Below are 18,221 nucleotides of genomic sequence, written 5' to 3'. Positions count from 1 at the left end.
GGGTCATTCGACCACCGGAGATGCATCCGTCTGAGGGGTCCACTCCACCACCATCGACAGTGAACACGGCCCTTCATCGGGCCCCGGAGGTCATTTCCTTGGCTGCTGCGCGCAACGCATCGACGCCCACCCAGAAGAACGGACGCGGTGCAAGCCGCCTCTCGTTCGCGAAGGTCACCGACACCCTCACCGTACCCGATCTGCTCGCCCTCCAGACCGAGAGCTTCGACTGGCTCGTCGGCAACGAGGCTTGGCGTGCACGCGTCGAGGCTGCGATCGAAGAGGGTCGTCAGGACCTGCCCGAGGCCACCGGTCTGGAGGAGATCTTCGAGGAGATCTCCCCGATCGAAGACCTCGGCGAGACCATGCAGCTCTCGTTCTCGAACCCCGAGCTCGAGCCCGAGAAGTACACCATCGAGGAGTGCAAGGAGAAGGGCAAGACCTACTCCGCTCCCCTCTACGTGAACGCCGAGTTCATGAACCACCTCACGGGCGAGATCAAGACCCAGACGGTGTTCATGGGCGACTTCCCGCTGATGACCCCGAAGGGCACCTTCGTCATCAACGGCACCGAGCGCGTCGTCGTGTCGCAGCTCGTCCGCTCGCCCGGCGTCTACTTCGAGCGCACCCCCGACAAGACGAGCGACAAGGACATCTACTCCGCGCGCGTCATCCCGAGCCGCGGCGCGTGGCTCGAGTTCGAGATCGACAAGCGCGACCAGGTCGGCGTGCGCATCGACCGCAAGCGCAAGCAGTCGGTCACGGTGTTCCTGAAGGCCCTCGGCCTCACCTCGGAGGAGATCCTCGAGGAGTTCGCCGGCTACGAGTCGATCGCCCTCACCCTCGAGAAGGACAACATCCTCACGAAGGAAGAGGCGCTGAAGGACATCTACCGCAAGCTCCGCCCGGGCGAGCAGGTGGCGACCGAGGCGGCGCGCGCGCTGCTCGACAACTTCTACTTCAACCCGAAGCGCTACGACCTCGCGAAGGTCGGCCGGTACAAGATCAACCAGAAGCTCGGCCTCGAGGCCCCGCTGACGGACTCGGTGCTCACCGTGCAGGACATCGTCGCCACGATCAAGTACCTCACCGCGCTGCACGAGGGCAAGGCGACCCTGCCGGGCCGTCGCAACGGCAAGGACGTCGAGATCCGTCTCGACGTCGACGACATCGACAACTTCGGCAACCGTCGCATCCGCGCGGTGGGCGAGCTGATCCAGAACCAGGTCCGCACCGGTCTCTCGCGCATGGAGCGCGTGGTCCGCGAGCGCATGACCACGCAGGACATCGAGGCGATCACGCCGCAGACCCTGATCAACGTGCGACCCGTCGTCGCGGCGATCAAGGAGTTCTTCGGCACCTCGCAGCTGTCGCAGTTCATGGACCAGAACAACCCGCTGGCCGGCCTCACCCACAAGCGCCGCCTGTCGGCGCTGGGCCCCGGTGGTCTGTCCCGCGACCGCGCGGGCGTCGAGGTCCGCGACGTCCACCCGTCGCACTACGGCCGCATGTGCCCGATCGAGACGCCGGAAGGCCCGAACATCGGCCTCATCGGCTCGCTCGCGTCGTTCGCGCGCATCAACTCGTTCGGCTTCATCGAGACGCCGTACCGTCGCGTGGTGAACGGCAAGGTCACCGACCAGATCGACTACCTCACCGCCGCGGAAGAGGACGACTTCATCGTCGCCCAGGCCAACGCGCCGCTGAAGGCCGACGGCCACTTCCAGGAGGACCGCGTCCTCGCCCGCAAGAAGGGCGGCGAGGTCGACCTGTTCCCGGCCGACGAGATCGGCTACATGGATGTCTCGCCGCGCCAGATGGTCTCGGTCGCGACGAGCCTCATCCCGTTCCTCGAGCACGACGACGCGAACCGCGCCCTCATGGGTGCGAACATGCAGCGTCAGGCGGTGCCGCTGCTGCGCAGCGACTCGCCGGTCGTCGGCACGGGTATGGAGGGCTACGCCGCGATCGACGCCGGCGACGTGATCACCGCCGACAAGGCCGGTGTGGTCGCCGAGGTCTCGGCCGACGCCGTCACCATCCAGCTCGACGAGGGCGGCACGCAGACCTACTACCTGCGCAAGTTCGACCGCTCGAACCAGGGCACGTCGTACAACAACCGCGTCGTCGTGAACGCCGGTGAGCGCATCGAGGTCGGCGAGGTCATCGCCGACGGTCCCGCGACCGACAACGGCGAGCTCGCGCTCGGCAAGAACCTGCTCGTCGCGTTCATGCCGTGGGAGGGTCACAACTTCGAGGACGCGATCATCCTCAGCCAGAACCTCGTGAAGGACGACGTGCTCTCGTCGATCCACATCGAGGAGTACGAGGTCGACGCCCGCGACACGAAGCTCGGCAAGGAGGAGATCACCCGTGATCTCCCCAACGTCAGCCCCGACCTGCTGGCCGACCTCGACGAGCGCGGCATCATCCGCATCGGCGCCGAGGTCCGCCCCGGCGACATCCTGGTCGGCAAGGTCACGCCGAAGGGCGAGACCGAGCTGAGCGCCGAAGAGCGACTGCTCCGCGCGATCTTCAACGAGAAGAGCCGCGAGGTGCGCGACACGTCGCTGAAGGTGCCGCACGGCGAGCAGGGCACGATCATCGGCGTCAAGGTGTTCGACGCGCAGGACGGCGACGACGAGCTCGGCTCGGGCGTCAATCAGCGCGTGGTCGTCTACATCGCCCAGAAGCGCAAGATCACCGAGGGCGACAAGCTCGCCGGCCGCCACGGCAACAAGGGCGTCATCTCGAAGATCCTGCCCGTCGAGGACATGCCGTTCCTCGCGGACGGCACCCCGGTCGACGTCGTGCTCAACCCGCTCGGCATCCCCGGTCGCATGAACTTCGGCCAGGTGCTCGAGACCCACCTCGGGTGGGTCGCCAAGCAGGGCTGGAAGGTCGAGGGCAACCCGGCGTGGGCCAAGCGACTGCCGAAGGCGGCGCACGAGGCCGCCCCGAACACCAAGGTCGCGACCCCGGTGTTCGACGGCGCGCTCGAGGCCGAGATCGCGGGCCTGCTCGACTCGACGCTGCCCAACCGCGACGGCGAGCGGCTCATCGACTCGTCGGGCAAGACGCAGCTGTTCGACGGCCGCTCGGGCGAGCCGTTCCCGTACCCCGTCTCGGTCGGCTACATGTACATCCTGAAGCTGCACCACCTCGTCGACGACAAGATCCACGCGCGTTCGACCGGCCCGTACTCGATGATCACCCAGCAGCCGCTCGGTGGGAAGGCGCAGTTCGGCGGCCAGCGCTTCGGCGAGATGGAGGTGTGGGCGCTCGAGGCCTACGGCGCGGCGTACGCGCTGCAGGAGCTGCTCACCATCAAGTCCGACGACATCCTCGGCCGCGTCAAGGTGTACGAGGCGATCGTCAAGGGCGAGAACATCCAGGAGCCCGGCATCCCCGAGTCGTTCAAGGTGCTCATGAAGGAGATGCAGTCGCTCTGCCTGAACGTCGAGGTGCTCTCGGCCGACGGCACGGCGGTCTCGCTCCGCGACACCGACGACGAGGCCTTCCGCGCTGCGGAGGAGCTCGGCATCAACATCTCCGCGCGCTTCGAGTCGTCGAACATCGACGAGATCTGATCCGCCAGGTACGAAACGACTTCAGGAATCTAGGAGAGAAATTGCTCGACGCAACGACGTTCGATGAGCTTCGTATCGGCCTGGCCACCGCCGAGGACATCCGCAAGTGGTCCTACGGCGAGGTCAAGAAGCCCGAGACGATCAACTACCGCACGCTGAAGCCCGAAAAGGACGGGCTCTTCGGCGAGCAGATCTTCGGCCCCTCCCGCGACTGGGAGTGCGCCTGCGGCAAGTACAAGCGGGTGCGCTTCAAGGGCATCGTCTGCGAGCGCTGCGGGGTCGAGGTCACCAAGTCGTCCGTGCGCCGTGAGCGCATGGGCCACATCGAGCTCGCCGCCCCGGTGACGCACATCTGGTACTTCAAGGGTGTGCCCAGCCGCCTCGGCTACCTGCTCGACATGGCGCCGAAGGACCTCGAGAAGGTCATCTACTTCGCCGCGTACATGGTCATCGACATCGACGAGGACGGCCGTCACGCCGACCTGCCCGGCCTCGAGAACGAGCTCCGGCTCGAGATCGAGACCATCGGCAAGCAGCGCGACGCGCGCATCGCGACGCTGATGGAGCGCAAGGAGACCGAGCTCGCCGAGCTCGAGGCCGACGGCGCCAAGGCCGACGTGCGCAAGCGCGCCGAGGCCGCCGCCGACAAGGAGATGGCCGGCGTCCGCAAGTCGGCCGACGAGCAGATCGCGCACCTCGAGCGCGTGTGGGAGGACTTCCGCACCCTCAAGGTCGGCGACCTGAAGCCCGAGGACTCGGTCTTCCAGGAGCTGCAGGACCGCTTCGGCATGTACTTCGACGCCTACATGGGCGCCGAGGCCATCAAGAAGCGCCTCGAGAGCTTCGACCTCGCGGCCGAGGCCGACGACCTGCACCTGCAGATCGCCGAGGGCAAGGGCCAGAAGAAGATCCGTGCGATCAAGCGCCTCAAGGTCGTGAACTCGTTCCTGCAGACCGGCAACTCGCCGGCTGCGATGGTGCTCGACGTGGTGCCGGTGATCCCGCCCGAGCTGCGCCCGATGGTGCAGCTCGACGGCGGCCGCTTCGCCACGAGCGACCTGAACGACCTCTACCGTCGCGTGATCAACCGCAACAACCGTCTCCGTCGCCTGCTCGACCTCGGCGCGCCCGAGATCATCGTGAACAACGAGAAGCGCATGCTGCAGGAGGCCGTCGACGCGCTGTTCGACAACGGCCGCCGCGGCCGCCCGGTCACGGGCACCGGCAACCGTGCGCTGAAGTCGCTGAGCGACATGCTGAAGGGCAAGCAGGGCCGGTTCCGTCAGAACCTGCTCGGCAAGCGCGTCGACTACTCCGGCCGTTCGGTCATCGTGGTCGGCCCGCAGCTGAAGCTGCACCAGTGCGGCCTGCCGAAGCAGATGGCGCTCGAGCTGTTCAAGCCGTTCGTCATCAAGCGCCTGATCGACCTGCAGCACGCGCAGAACATCAAGGCCGCCAAGCGCATGGTCGAGCGGAGCCGCCCGCAGGTGTGGGACGTGCTCGAGGAGATCATCCGCGAGCGCCCCGTGCTGCTGAACCGTGCGCCCACGCTGCACCGCCTGGGCATCCAGGCGTTCGAGCCGCAGCTCGTCGAGGGCAAGGCCATCCAGCTCCACCCGCTCGTGTGCGCGGCGTTCAACGCCGACTTCGACGGCGACCAGATGGCGGTGCACCTGCCGCTGTCGGTCGAGGCGCAGGCCGAGGCCCGCATCCTGATGCTGGCGTCGAACAACATCCTGAAGCCGTCGGACGGCCGCCCGGTGACCCTGCCCTCGCAGGACATGATCATCGGTCTGCACCACCTGACCACGCAGAAGGACGGCGCGAACGGCGAAGGCCGTGCGTTCTCGTCGATCGCCGAGGCGATCCTCGCGTTCGACCAGAACCGCCCGGGCGACATCAAGCTCGACCTCGGCGCGAAGGTGAAGATCCGTCTCGACGGGCTGCACTTCGCCGAGGGCGACGAGCCCGAGGGCTTCGAGCAGGGCAAGCCGTTCCTGTTCGAGACCACGCTCGGCCGTGCGATCTTCAACGAGGCGCTCCCCGCCGACTACCCGTTCTTCAACAAGCAGGCCGGCAAGAGCCAGATCTCGCAGATCGTGAACGACCTGGCCGAGCGCTACCCGAAGACCGAGGTCGCCGCGACCCTCGACCGCATCAAGGACGCCGGCTTCCGCTGGGCGACCCGTTCGGGCGTGACCGTCGCGCTCTCCGACATCGTCGAGCTCCCGCAGAAGCAGGAGATCGTGTCGAAGTACGAGAAGCAGGCGGCGAAGGTCCAGTCGCAGTTCGACAAGGGCCTCACGACCGACCTCGAGCGTCGTCAGGAGCTCATCCAGATCTGGACGAAGGCCACCGACGAGGTCGCCAAGGCCATGCAGGAGGAGTTCGCGAACAACGCCGACAACACCATCAACCGGATGGTGACGTCGGGTGCTCGCGGTAACTGGCTGCAGGTGCGCAACATCGCCGGTATGCGAGGCCTGGTGAACAACCCGAAGGGTGAGATCATCCCTCGCCCGATCATCTCGTCGTACCGCGAGGGCCTGAGCGTGGCCGAGTACTTCATCGCCACGCACGGTGCCCGCAAGGGTCTGGCCGACACCGCCCTGCGTACCGCCGACTCGGGCTACCTGACCCGTCGTCTGGTGGACGTCTCGCAGGACGTCATCATCCGTGAGGACGACTGCGGCACGACGAAGGGCCTCGACCTGCCGATCGCGGCGGTCGACGCGGCCACCGGCGAGCTGGTCCGCGACCCGAACGTCGAGAACTCGGTGTTCGCCCGGTCGCTGGCCGCGGACGCGGTGAACGCCGCGGGCGAGGTCATCGCCGAGGCCGGCTCCGACGTCGGCGACGTGCTGATCGACAAGCTGGTCGCGGCCGGCGTCGAGTCGATCAAGGTGCGCTCGGTGCTGACCTGCGAGTCGGCGGTCGGCGTCTGCGCGGCGTGCTACGGCCGTTCGCTGGCCACCGGCAAGCTGGTGGACCTCGGCGAGGCGGTCGGCATCATCGCCGCCCAGTCGATCGGCGAGCCCGGCACGCAGCTCACGATGCGTACCTTCCACACCGGTGGTTCGGCTTCGGCCGATGACATCACGCAGGGTCTTCCCCGCGTGCAGGAGCTCTTCGAGGCCCGCACCCCCAAGGGTGCGTCGCCGATCGTCGAGGCCCCTGGTCGCATCACGATCGACGAGACCGAGCGTCAGCGCAAGGTCATCCTCACGCCCGACAACGGCGACGAGCCGATCGCGTACAACGTGCTCAAGCGTTCGACCCTGCTGGTCGAGGACGGCCAGCACGTCGAGCTCGGTCAGCAGCTCATCGTCGGCACGGTCGACCCGAAGGAGGTCCTCCGGGTCAAGGGCGTGCGCGAGGTGCAGAAGCACCTGGTCGACGGTGTGCAGGAGGTCTACCGCTCGCAGGGCGTGCCGATCCACGACAAGCACATCGAGGTCATCGTCCGTCAGATGCTGCGCAAGGTGACCGTGGTCGACCACGGCGACACCGACCTGCTGCCGGGTGAGCTCGTCGACCGTTCGCGGTACAACGAGATCAACCGGGCCGCGCTCACCGAGGGCAAGCGCACCGCGTCGGCCCGTCAGGAGGTCATGGGTATCACCAAGGCGTCGCTGGCGACCGAGTCGTGGCTGAGCGCCGCCTCCTTCCAGGAGACGACGCGCGTGCTCACCGAGGCGGCGATGCAGGGCAAGAGCGACCCGCTGGTCGGCCTCAAGGAGAACGTGATCATCGGCAAGCTGATCCCGGCCGGCACCGGCCTGGCGAAGTACCGCAACGTCACGGTCGAGGCGACGGAAGAGGCGCGTGCCGAGCGGTACCCGAACCGCATCTTCGCCGACGACGCGACGTTCAACGAGGGCGACCTCAGCTTCGTCGACTTCGACGCGTTCTCGAACGACGACTTCACGCCGGGCAACTACAGCTAGCGTGAGGCGCGTCAGGCGCTGAGCCCGAAGGCCCCGCATCCGATCGGATGCGGGGCCTTCGGCGTTCCAGCCGGCACCCCCCGGGTCCGTCCTGCAGACACGGGCGGGTGGGCGGGCGACCGGCGGAGGGCACGGATGGCTCGGATGCCGCGTGGTTCCGCGGCACGCGGCATCCGCGTTGCTAGCATGATCGGCGACCGACGGCGCCCAGCGCGCCCGGAAGGAGCGCGATCATGAGCGACACGACGAACGGGCCGGATCCCGAGCGACGCGATCCCGAGTCCACCGACGCCGCCGATGAGGCGCTCGGGGGCACCGGGCCGGTCGACGACGAGCCCACGATCTTCGACGAGCCGGCTGCCTCCGAGGCATCCGAACCATCCGATGCATCCGCGGTATCCGGGCCCGACCTCGACGCCGAGCCGCTCGCGGCCGCCGAGCCCGAACCGGCCGCCGAGCCCGAACCGGCCGCCGAGCCCGTGGTCGACCTGGGGCCCGAGCCCGCCGTCGAGTCCGAGGCATCCGAGGTGATCGCAGCCGAACCGGTCGACGCCGCACCGGTCGTCGACGAGGCCGCCGAACGCGCCGCCGCCGAGGCGGCGCAGCGCGCCGCGCTCGACGAGGCGGTGCAGCGCGCGAACGCCGTGCCCATGCCCGAGACCGCGTTGCCGGCCCCGGTCGCCGCCGAGTCGTTGCGCGATCCGCTCGCCGCGGACGAGCCCGTCCGCCGCGAGACCTACGTGTCCGCCGACGGGTCGACCGACACCGTCGGCGCCGCCGCAGCCGGCGCAGCGGCGGGTGCCGCCGCGGGTGCGACCGCGCCGGGCGTCGGTGCCGGCTACCAAGCCCCGCAGACCGTCTACGTGCAGGCGCCCGCGCCGCCGCGCAACCGCGGCAACCGCGGGTTCGGCGTGCTCGTCGCGGCGCTCGGCGCGCTGGTGTTCGCGGCGCTCTACGCCGGCGTGGCGTACCTGCTGCTGTCGGCCCAGGGCGGTGACGCGGCGGGCGTCTTCGTCACCTTCGTCTCGCGTCCGGTGTTCTGGGTGCCGATCATCGCCGCGTTCGTCGGGTTCGCCCTGCTCGCGGCGATCGTGAATCGCGGGGCGTACTGGACGTACGCCGTGTTCGGGCTGCTGGTCGGCGTGCTCGTCTACTTCTCGTACATCGGTGCGGCGCTGCTCACCGTGCAGGCGTGGACCCTCACGTTCGAGCAGGCGCAGCAGTTCATCTCGCAGCGGTGGCTCGATCCGTTCGCCGTCGTGGCGGCGGTCATCGCACGGGAGATCCCGGTCTGGTTCGGCGGATGGATCGCCGCGCGCGGCCGCACGGTCACCCAGCGCAACCGCGAGGCGCTCGAGGCGTACGACCGCGAACTCGCCGCCGGGCCGAAGCTCAGCGTCGGGTAGGCGGGCGTCGCGGCGGCGGGTTCCGGCCGGCCAGACGCTCAGCCCGAGCAGGGCAGCTCGGCGAGCGACGCGTCGAGGTCGGGCGCCTCGCCCCAGCCCTCGAACACGAACGAGCCGTCGCCGCTGCCGTCGGCCGCGGTGAACGACCGGGGCAGCGGCGGGCCGAACCGTTCGACCACGAGCACGCCCAGCGCCGCATCCTCGGTGCCGACGACGACCTGCAGCGTGTCGACGTCGCCCGCGGGTTCGGCCACGCTGAGCGACTGCCCCTCGAGCAGCGCGCCGATGAGGTCGGGCGGCGAGAGCAACGGTGCGAGGCGCTCCAGCAGCGGGCCGGATCCCACCGTGCACACCACCGAATCGGCGGTCTCGGGTGCGCCGGTCGCTGCGGCCCAGTCGGCGTTGCCGAGGATGCGGGCTTCGCCGGCGGATGCCACGACGCGCACCTGCTGATCGCCGGCGTTCACCCGCGCATCGAACGCGTCGGCGCGGCCGCGGTAGTCGACCGTGAGGGTCCGGCCGCGGTACGCGTCCTCCGTCGGGTCGTCGGGCGCGACGAGCTCGGTCATCGAACCGGTCAGGTGCACCGGCCCGGCGTTGCGCACGGCGCCGAGCAGTTCGGCCTCGATCGCCTCGCTCGAGCCCAGCCACAGCCCGTTGCCGCTCGATCCGTCGAAACCCTCGAGGTCGATGCCGGCCGGCGGTGCGGGTGCGGGTTGCGCGCTGCCGGAGCATCCGCTCAGCAGCGCCGCGATCGCGATCGCCGCGACCGCGCCGCCGAGCCGGGCGCCGCGGAACCCGGCGCCGCCGGGCCGAGCGCTCCCGAACCTGGGGCCGCGCATCACGCGCCCGCGTCGGACACGCACGCGCCGGCGCCGCCCTGCGACTGCAGGGTCGCCGCGTCGAGCGTCACCTCGCCCGACACCTGCGCGGGCCGCACGACGAAGCAGGTCGCGTCGTCGTAGAGCCCGAGGGCCGAGGGGATCCACGCTTCGGTGCTGGCGACGACGAGTTGGGTGAGATCGGTCGCGGTGCCGTCGGCGGCGACCGCGAACAGCGCGTACTCGGCGTCGGGCCCGCCCCAGTCGAGGTGCAGGTTGCCGCCCTCGAGCGAGATCGACAGCCCGTCGACGCGCACGGACGAATCGGTCACGACCGAGACGATCCACCAGGCGACCGCGGCGCCCAGGGCGAGCACGGTGAGGATCATCGACACGATGAAGGCCGGATGCTTCCACCAGCGCCGTTCGCGCGCCGGCGCCGCGGCGAGCTCGGGGAGCACCGCGGCCCCGCCGCCGAGCGAGCGCGATCCGGCGCGCGCGCCGAGTGCGGGCTGGCCGGCGCCGTGGCCGATGACGCCGCGCTCGGCGGGCGCCGAAGGCATGATGCGGTCGACCATCGCTCGTCCTCCGGGGGTGGATGCAGGGATGCGGGGTCGGGCGAGCCGACCGCGTACCATGCTATATCGGTGTCCGCGCGGGTCTCGGGCGCCCTCGAGAGGAGCATGGTGCGGCGACGGATCCGGCACGGTGCGGCACTGGCCGCGGTGCTGCTCGCGCTCGCCGCGTCCGGCTCGTTCGGCCCGGGCGGTGGGCTCGCGTTCGCGGCCGAGCAGCCGTCGGATGCCCCGGCTCCCGCCGCGCCGACGACGATCGCGATCCCGTATCTGGGCACCGAGCAGATCACCCCCGCCGCACCGTGGCGCATCGCCGACTGCGCGGCGGTGACCGGCGCGAGTCCGCTCGTGGTGGGCTGCACCGAGGAGGCGATCGACCTCGCCGCGCCCGAGTACGACCCCGACGCGGGCCTCACGCGCCTGCAGGTGCCGTTCACCAACGGCGAGGTGGGCATGACGGTCGAGTACCTCGTCTCGCTCGCGAAGCCGGATGCCCCGGTGCTGCGTCCCTCGCAGGCCGCGCAGCCCGTGGCCGCCGGGTCGCTGCTGCGGGTGCCGATCAGCGATCTCGGTCTGACGTGCACGGCGTGCGCCGAGGGCGGTGCGATCGAGGCGGTCGGCGTCGATCCGGCCGCGGCGGGCAGCGCCTGGGCGACCCCGACGCACCTGGTGTTCCGGGCTGCGGCCGGGTACGCCGGGCCCGTCGAGGTGCAGGTGCGCGTCGCCGACGACTACGGCACCTGGTCGGTCGAGGCATCCGTCTACGCGGGCGTCTACCGGCCCTCGGGCCCGCCGGTCGTCGCGGTCGACGTCTTCGCCCCCCTCGAGGGCGGCGCCGCGACCGTCGACCTGGGCGACCTCGTCGCGTCGGTCGCCGGCGACGAACTCGTGCTCGTCGGCTGCGGCGGCGGCATGCACGGCCAGGTCGCGTGCAGTGCCGACGGTGTGGCGACGTACTCGGGTTCGGGAGCGATCGACCAGTTCTCGTTCCGGTTCGCCGCGGGCGGCGAGCAAGCCGGGGGGTCCGTGACGCTGGTGCCCGCCGATGCCGGGCTGCCCACGTCCGGGCCGGTGCCGATGGCGCCCGTCGTCGACGACGGCGCAGCATCCGACGGTGCGGCCGACGGTGACGGCGACGCCGACGCCGAGGCATCCGAAGCCGAGGGCGCGGCCGATGCCGCCGCCGGAGTCGCGCTCGCCGTGATCCCGGCCGAGCCGGTCGACCACGACGGCAGCACCGCCGGCGTGTTCACCCCGCTGGTCGCCACCCTCGACCGGGTGGGGGCCCGATGACGTTCCATGACGCGATGACGCGCCGAGCCGGCAGGTTCCGAGCCGCGACGTTCCCAGAGAGGCAGCACGTATGAGCCTGAGACTCACCATCGACGATCGCGCCGGCGGCGAGGCCGCCGGCACCTGGATGCTCGACGTCGACGAGGCCACCACCGTCGGCGAGGTCGCCGAGTCCCTCGGCCTGCCGCCGCAGGCGCTCACGAACGACCCGCGCCCCGAGGCCTCGCTCGCCGATGCAGGGGTGCGTTCGGGCGCGACCGTGCCCGCCGCAGCGTCGATCCGCGAACTCGGCGCCGGCACGCTCCGGCTCGAGATCGTCGGAGGCCCGTTCGCGGGGGACGCGCTGCCCGTCGCCCGCGGCGCCGCGGTGCACGTCGGCAGCGGAGCATCCGCATCGCTCGTGATCGCCGACCCGGCCCTGCTCGACCTGCACGCCGCGATCACCGTCTCCGACGGCGCGCCCGGCGCCGACGGTCGCCCCGCCCCGCTGACCGCCACGATCGCGCCGGCGCCCGGCGCCGATGTCTGGGTGAACGGCGAGCGGGTCGACGGGCACGCGGTCGTGGCGCCGGCCGACCTCGTGCAGGTCGGCTCGAGCGTGCTGCGCCTCGGCGTCGCGCCCGTGTCCGACGCCGACCTCACCGTCGACTCGCTCGGCGACCGCGGGTTCAACCGGCCCTCGCGGATCCGCGCCGCGGCGGTGCAGCCGGTGGTCTCGCTGCCCGGCGACAAGCCCGACGACAACGACGCCTCGCCGATGCCCTGGCTGTCGGCGATCATGCCGATCGTGCTCGGCGTCACCATGGCGGTGCTGTTCAACCGCGCCGTCATGCTCATCATGGCCGCGGCCAGTCCGATCATGGTGATCGGGTCGTTCCTCACCCAGCGCCGGCTCGCGAAGAAGAAGGGCCTGAAGACCGAGCAGGACTGGATCGACGACGTCCACGCCGCCGGCGACCGCATCGCCGACCTCGCCCGCCGCCAGCGCATCGAATCCTGGTACCGGCTGCCCGACCCCGTCGTGATCGGCGACATCGCCACCCGGCCGCTCGCCCGGCTCTGGGAGCGACGCCGCACCGACGCCGACGCGCTCGCCGTCCGCATCGGCGTGGGCGAGATCGAGCTCGACGCCCGGTTCGAGGGCGGCGGCAAGGACCGCGCCCAGCCGCGCCGGGTCGGCATCGCGCCCGCGCCGATCGCCCCCGACCTGCGCAAGGGCGTGCTCGGCGTCGCCGGGCCGGCCGACGCGGTGCGCAGCGTCGCTCGCGCCGCGGTCGCCGGGTACGCGACCCTGCGGTCGCCGCGCGACGCCGAACTCGTCGTGATCTGCCCCGACGACGCCGACTCGGCGTGGTCGTGGGTGCAGTGGCTGCCGCACGCCCAGCCCGGCGGGCCGGCCGGGGGATCGTCGCTGCCCGCCGCGATCGGCAACACCGACGACTCGCGACGCGAACGACTGCGCGAACTCACCGTCGAACTCGAGCAGCGTATGCGCAGCGCCGGGCAGCGGGGCGGCGAGACGCCCAACGACATCGTCGTCGTGGTCGACGGCGCCCGTGAATACCGCATGCTGCCCGGCATGGTGCCCCTGCTCGAGCACGGCACGGCGCACGGCATCCACGTCATCGCACTCGACAACGACCGGTCGCGGCTGCCCGAAGAGGCGCGCAGCGTGGTCGCGATCGACGCGTTCGACCCGGCGGTCGCCCGCGTCGAGACCGGCGACGACTACCACCCGATGGTGCTGCTCGACGGGCTGAGCGTGCCGCGCTGCGAGCAGATCGCGCGCAGTCTCTGCTCGATCCGGCACAACAGCGGCGTCGGCGATGACGCGATGCTGCCCACCGCGGTCCGCTACGCCGAACTGCTGAAGGTCGACCTCGACGACCCCGAGCCGATCGTGCGGCGCTGGCAGTCGCAGCCGCGCAACACGTTCGTGGTCGTCGGTGCGACCGGCGAGGGCGAGTTCGCGGTCGACATCTCGCGCGACGGCCCGCACGCGCTGGTCGCCGGCACGACCGGTTCGGGCAAGAGCGAGTTCCTCCAGGCCCTCGTCGTGTCGCTCGCGATGGCGAACCGGCCCGATGCCCTCAACTTCGTGCTCGTCGACTACAAGGGCGGGTCGGCGTTCGCCGACTGCGAGCGCCTGCCGCACACGGTCGGCATGGTCACCAACCTCGACGCCCGCGAGACCGAGCGCGCGCTCGCCTCGCTCGATGCCGAGCTGAAGCGCCGCGAGAAGGTGCTGCGGGACCTGAACGCGAAGGACGTCGATGCGGCGTGGGCCAAGGACGCGGATGCCTCGGCCCGACGCGGGCTCGCGAGGCTGATGATCGTCATCGACGAGTTCGCCGAGCTCAAGACCGAGCTGCCCGAGTTCATCGACGGGCTCGTGCGCATCGCGCGAGTCGGCCGATCGCTCGGGGTGAACCTCGTGCTGGCGACCCAGCGGCCCGCCGGCGTGGTCACCCCCGAGATGCAGTCGAACATCAACCTGCGGGTGGCGCTGCGCGTCACCGATCGAACCGACTCGAACGACATCCTCGGCTCGGCCGAGGCGGCGTTCATCAGCCCGTCGACCCCCGGCCGCGGGTACGTGCGAACGGGCCCGGGCGCCGCCCCGGTCGCCTTCCAGACCGCCCGCGTCGCGGGCATCCGGCCCGGCATCGCGCGCGCGGTGAAGGTGCTGCCGCGCAAGGCCCGGCTCGCCTGGGACCGTCTCGGCTACCCGGCCAGGTACCCCGCCGTCGCCGCGCAGGCGCAGAACACCGACCACGACGACACCGATCTGCGTGCGCTCGTCAACCTGGTGACCGCGGCGACCCAGCAGCTCGGCATCCCCAAGAACCCGTCGCCGTGGCTCATGCCGCTGCCCACGACGCTGCCGCTCGAGAAGTTCCAGGACCAGCCGATCCCCGACGGGCATGTCGTGCTCGGTCTCGAGGACGTGCCGGGGGAGCAGTCCCAGCGCAGCCTCACCTGGGGCGTCGAAGACGGCTCCCACCTGCTGTTCGCGGGCGGTTCGATGTCGGGCCGCACCACGGCGCTGCGCACCCTGCTCGCGCAGATCGTGCAGCAGTACTCGCCCGCCGACCTGCATCTCTACGTCGCCGACTTCGGCAACGGCGCCCTGCTGCCCCTCGTCGACGCGCCGCACACCGGCGCCGTCGTCACCCAGCTCGACGCCGACCGGCTGCCGCGCCTCATGCAGCGGCTCCTCGAGGACCTCGGCCGCCGTCAGGCGGTGCTGTCGGCGGCGGGCGTCGGCCACATCGTCGAACAGCGACTGAGCGCGCCCGAGGCATCCCGACTGCCCTACGCGCTCGTCGTGGTCGACGGCTGGGAGCGCATGCTCTCGACGATGAACCCTGATCAGCTCGTGACGTTCCGCGATCAGTTCATGCGGCTGCTGCGCGAGGGTCCCGCCGTGGGCGTGCGGGTGCTGCTCACCGGCGATCGGGCGATCTCGGGCGACAAGGTGTCGTCGTTCATCGACGAGCAGTACATCCTGCCCTTGCGCGACCTCAACGACTACCGTGCGTTCAGCATCATGGCCCGTGACATCCCGCTCGATCTGCCGCCCGGCCGCGTGCTCTTCGGGGCCGCCGGAACCGAGGCCCAGCTCGCCGTCCTCGTCCGCGACACCGCGGGCGAGGTGCAGACCGCCGCGTTCCGCCGCATCGTCGAGCAGGTGCGCGACCACTTCGACCAGTTCCCGCAGCTGGCCGAACTGCCGCAGCCGTTCCGCGTCGACCCGTTGCCGGGCCACTTCGCGCTGACCGCCGCGTACGACCTGCCGCTCGGCGACTCCGGGCCCGCCGACGGCCCGGTCGTCGCGGTCGGCGGCGACCTGCTCTCCCGGTTCACGGTCGACTGGCCCGCCGAGGGCGGGCTGCTCGTCACCGGCGGTCGGAAGTCGGGTCGGTCGTCGGCGCTCGCGGCGATCACGCACCAGCTGGCCTGGCGCAAGGTGCCCCTGCTCGTGGTCGCCACGCGCGATTCGATCCTCACCGAGGTCGCTGCGGGCCACGGCATCCGGGTGATCACGTCGGCGACCACCACGCCGCCCGAGCTGGAGGCGGCGCTCGAGGGGCTCGGCGACCACGTGACGATCGTCGTCGACGACGCGGAGGTGTTCAAGAATGCGCCCATCGAGCACGCGCTGACGGGCGTGAAGCACCAGTCCACGTTCCTCGTGGCCGCCGACTCCGAGTCGCTGTCGGGGCTGTTCGGCGGGCCGGTCGTCGAGGCAAAGCGGTCGCGCCGCGCGCTCGTGTTGCGTCCCGAGTCCTCGATCCTGGGAACGCAGGCGGTCGGTTCGCCGATCCCGAAGTTCATGCTCGGCCGGGGCACGCCCGGGTCGGCGGTGTTCACGACGCCCGCGGGCTGGCTGCCGGTGCGCGTCCCCGACATCCGCCAGTGAGCCGCAGTACGTAGACTGACCCGGGCGCCCGCCCGAACCGAAGGGAGCATCGTGGCATCAGCCCACTGCGTGTACTGCGACGCGACGCTGCAGCCGAACAGCATGTACTGCGTGCAGTGCGGTCAGCTCATCCCGCAGGCGAACGAGCCGCAGCGCCCGCCCGCCCCGCCGCAGTTCGGCCAGCCGCCCGCCGCCGTTCCGCCCGCCGGACAGCCGCAGCAGCCCGCCGCAGCCGCCGCAGCGGCGGCCGCTTCGCCCGCGCGCCCGAGCATCGAGCCGATCCCGTTGCCCCGCTCGCTGCCGTGGCAGCAGGCCGGGGCCGACCACGCGGTGGCGCAGCCCGCGCCGGCGCCCGCGCAGCCCGCGCCCGTCGAGCGGGTGGAGCTCGCGTTCTCGACCGGGCAGCGGGTCGTCGTCACGGGCAGCGCCGTGATCGGGCGCAAACCCACCGACACGGCGCTCGCGATGGGCGCCCGAGCAGTCGAGGTGCAGGACGACACGCGATCGGTCTCGCGCGTGCACCTGTTCCTCGAGGTCGCCGACGGCGTGGTGCTGGTCGGCGACGCGGGGTCCGCGAACGGGTCGCGGCTCGAGCGTGCGGGCCTCATGACACCGCTCGAGGCGGCCGGAACGCGCGTGCGCGCCCTCGTCGGGGACCGCATCTGGCTGGGCGACCTCAGCTTCGAGCTGCGGGCGGCGTGACCCGGTTCTCCACACGGGGAGTCCTCCCCATCGGAATTCCACATGGTTTGCGGCTAACGTGAACACGGCGCCGGATCGGAGCACGCTCTCCGGGGCAGGCGCACAGGTCACGATCCCTTACGGAGGAACCACCATGGCGGACATCCGCGTCACATCCGACTCCCTCGCCGGCGTCGCCGGCCAGCTCTCCAGCGGCTCGCAGTCGATCGAGTCCCAGCTCTCGAACCTCAAGTCGCTCGTCGAGGGTCTCGTCTCGGGCGACTGGTCGGGCGCCGCGTCGCAGAGCTTCAACGAGCTGTACTCCCAGTGGGACCAGGCCGGTCTCCAGCTGAAGGAGTCGCTGCAGGGCATCAGCGACCTGCTCAACCAGGCTGCGCTCTCGTACGAAGACAACGAGAACGCGATCGCCGGCACCTTCAACGGCTGATCCCCTTCCGGTTCCACCGGGTTCCACCGGGTGCCGACGGCGTCGCGCCGCCGGCACCCGCCCTGACTGGCATCGAGTGAGAGGGCCGAAATGGTCACCTTCAGAGTTCGCGCAGATCGGCTGAGCGAGGTCGCCGCGCTGATCGGCACCGTCGTGGCGACGTTCGACTCCAACCTGGCACAGGTCGACAGCGCGGTCTCGCGCGCCGTCGATGTGACCTGGGTCGGCGAGGACGCCGACAAGTTCGGTCAGAACTGGGCGGCCTTCCAGACGCTCGCCGGCCAGGTCCGTTTGGCGCTCACCGGCCTCCAGCACGGACTCATGGCGGCCGACACCACCTACACCGCGACCGAGTCGGGCATCGGCAAGGGCTTCAAGCAGCGTGAGCAGGCCGTCGGCGCGGTGCGCGGCAACACCGGCGGCCTCGGCCGCCGGGTCGCCGCCGGTGAAGAGAAGGCCGAAGACATGGCCGAGTTCTTCGGTCGCGACTACGCCGGCGACGACGAGGTCGAGCAGTTCGGCGGCGGGGCCATCGGCCACCGCCCCGGCACGGGTCAGGCGACCGGCGGGGGCAAGGGCGACACCGACGGCGACGGCGACGACGACTCGATCGGCACCGGCCCGTACATCGCGTCGCAGAACCTGGACTCGGGCATCTTGGGCGACCAGCCTGTCGCGTTCATCGCAGCCGAGCAGTCGGCCGGCGCCGAGAAGGGGAAGACGGATGTCTGAGCAGCAAGCCGACACGAGCGACCTGCGTCAGCTCGCGCAAACCATGAACGAGCTCGTCAACTACTGCTCGGCGCTGAAAGAGGGAGCCAGCGGTTTCGCGTACATGCTCCCCACCGAGTGGCAGGGCCCTGCGATGCAGGCCTTCCTCGGTTCCTTCGCGGCCTGGGCGGCCGGCGCGGCCGCTCTGCAAGATGTCGCCGAGAGCCTGCACGACCAGGTGCAGCTCTCGTTCGACGCCTACTCACAGACCATCGAAGATCTCGACTCCTCATGGACCGAGATCGAAGCGAACCTCGGCTAAGGGC

General features: G+C 70.8%; 11 protein-coding genes. 9 read left to right on the top strand and 2 right to left on the bottom strand.

The genetic code is table 11. The features are described 5' to 3' along the window. The first annotated feature begins 98 nt into the window (after window positions 1–98). From rpoB to MTO99_RS10660, 3 genes are all read left to right on the top strand, one after another. Entirely contained in the window at window positions 99–3,590 is a 3,492-nt protein-coding gene (rpoB, locus tag MTO99_RS10670; protein WP_243553590.1) for a DNA-directed RNA polymerase subunit beta, read from the top strand. Window positions 3,591–3,631: 41 nt separating this feature from the next. Continuing rightward, complete coding sequence (rpoC, locus tag MTO99_RS10665) at window positions 3,632–7,537, top strand: DNA-directed RNA polymerase subunit beta' (protein ID WP_243553589.1); 3,906 nt, start codon at window positions 3,632–3,634, stop codon at window positions 7,535–7,537. Between the two features lie 233 nt (window positions 7,538–7,770). After that, complete coding sequence (locus MTO99_RS10660) at window positions 7,771–8,943, top strand: hypothetical protein (protein WP_243553588.1); 1,173 nt, start codon at window positions 7,771–7,773, stop codon at window positions 8,941–8,943. Window positions 8,944–8,981: 38 nt separating this feature from the next. Here the strand turns inward: MTO99_RS10660 and MTO99_RS10655 are convergent, their stop codons facing one another. Further along, the gene (locus tag MTO99_RS10655) at window positions 8,982–9,785 is read right to left on the bottom strand and encodes a hypothetical protein (RefSeq protein WP_243553587.1); all 804 of its coding nucleotides are present in this window, start codon (window positions 9,783–9,785) and stop codon (window positions 8,982–8,984) included. Further along, window positions 9,785–10,342, bottom strand: coding sequence for a hypothetical protein (locus MTO99_RS10650; protein ID WP_243553586.1), 558 nt, complete (start codon window positions 10,340–10,342; stop codon window positions 9,785–9,787). Before MTO99_RS10650 ends, MTO99_RS10655 begins: the two co-directional genes overlap by 1 nt. Before the next feature lie 69 nt (window positions 10,343–10,411). Here MTO99_RS10650 and MTO99_RS10645 point away from each other — a divergent pair, with 69 nt between their 5' ends. The 6 genes from MTO99_RS10645 to MTO99_RS10620 all read left to right on the top strand — a co-directional run bounded on the left by MTO99_RS10645 (window position 10,412) and on the right by MTO99_RS10620 (window position 18,217). Beyond that, window positions 10,412–11,632: a hypothetical protein gene (locus MTO99_RS10645; RefSeq protein WP_243553585.1), complete on the top strand. Its 1,221-nt coding sequence runs from the start codon at window positions 10,412–10,414 to the stop codon at window positions 11,630–11,632. 70 nt (window positions 11,633–11,702) lie between these two features. Then, complete coding sequence (locus MTO99_RS10640; RefSeq protein WP_243553584.1) at window positions 11,703–16,055, top strand: type VII secretion EssC family protein; 4,353 nt, start codon at window positions 11,703–11,705, stop codon at window positions 16,053–16,055. Window positions 16,056–16,106: 51 nt separating this feature from the next. Beyond that, a complete protein-coding gene (locus tag MTO99_RS10635) occupies window positions 16,107–16,757 on the top strand; it encodes an FHA domain-containing protein (RefSeq protein ID WP_243553583.1) in 651 nt (216 codons plus the stop codon). Window positions 16,758–16,890: 133 nt separating this feature from the next. Then, the gene (locus MTO99_RS10630; protein ID WP_149161145.1) at window positions 16,891–17,184 is read left to right on the top strand and encodes a WXG100 family type VII secretion target; all 294 of its coding nucleotides are present in this window, start codon (window positions 16,891–16,893) and stop codon (window positions 17,182–17,184) included. 90 nt (window positions 17,185–17,274) lie between these two features. After that, window positions 17,275–17,916 carry a WXG100 family type VII secretion target gene (locus MTO99_RS10625; protein ID WP_243553582.1) on the top strand — a complete coding sequence of 214 codons (642 nt, stop codon included), beginning with the start codon at window positions 17,275–17,277 and terminating at the stop codon, window positions 17,914–17,916. Further along, a complete protein-coding gene (locus tag MTO99_RS10620; protein WP_243553581.1) occupies window positions 17,909–18,217 on the top strand; it encodes a WXG100 family type VII secretion target in 309 nt (102 codons plus the stop codon). The genes MTO99_RS10625 and MTO99_RS10620 overlap by 8 nt, the downstream gene beginning before the upstream one ends. Window positions 18,218–18,221 lie beyond the last annotated feature (4 nt).

It is taken from the genome of Agromyces larvae (assembly GCF_022811705.1).
Classification (GTDB): Bacteria; Actinomycetota; Actinomycetes; order Actinomycetales; family Microbacteriaceae; genus Agromyces; species Agromyces larvae.
This window is presented reverse-complemented; position numbering and strand designations above follow the sequence as displayed.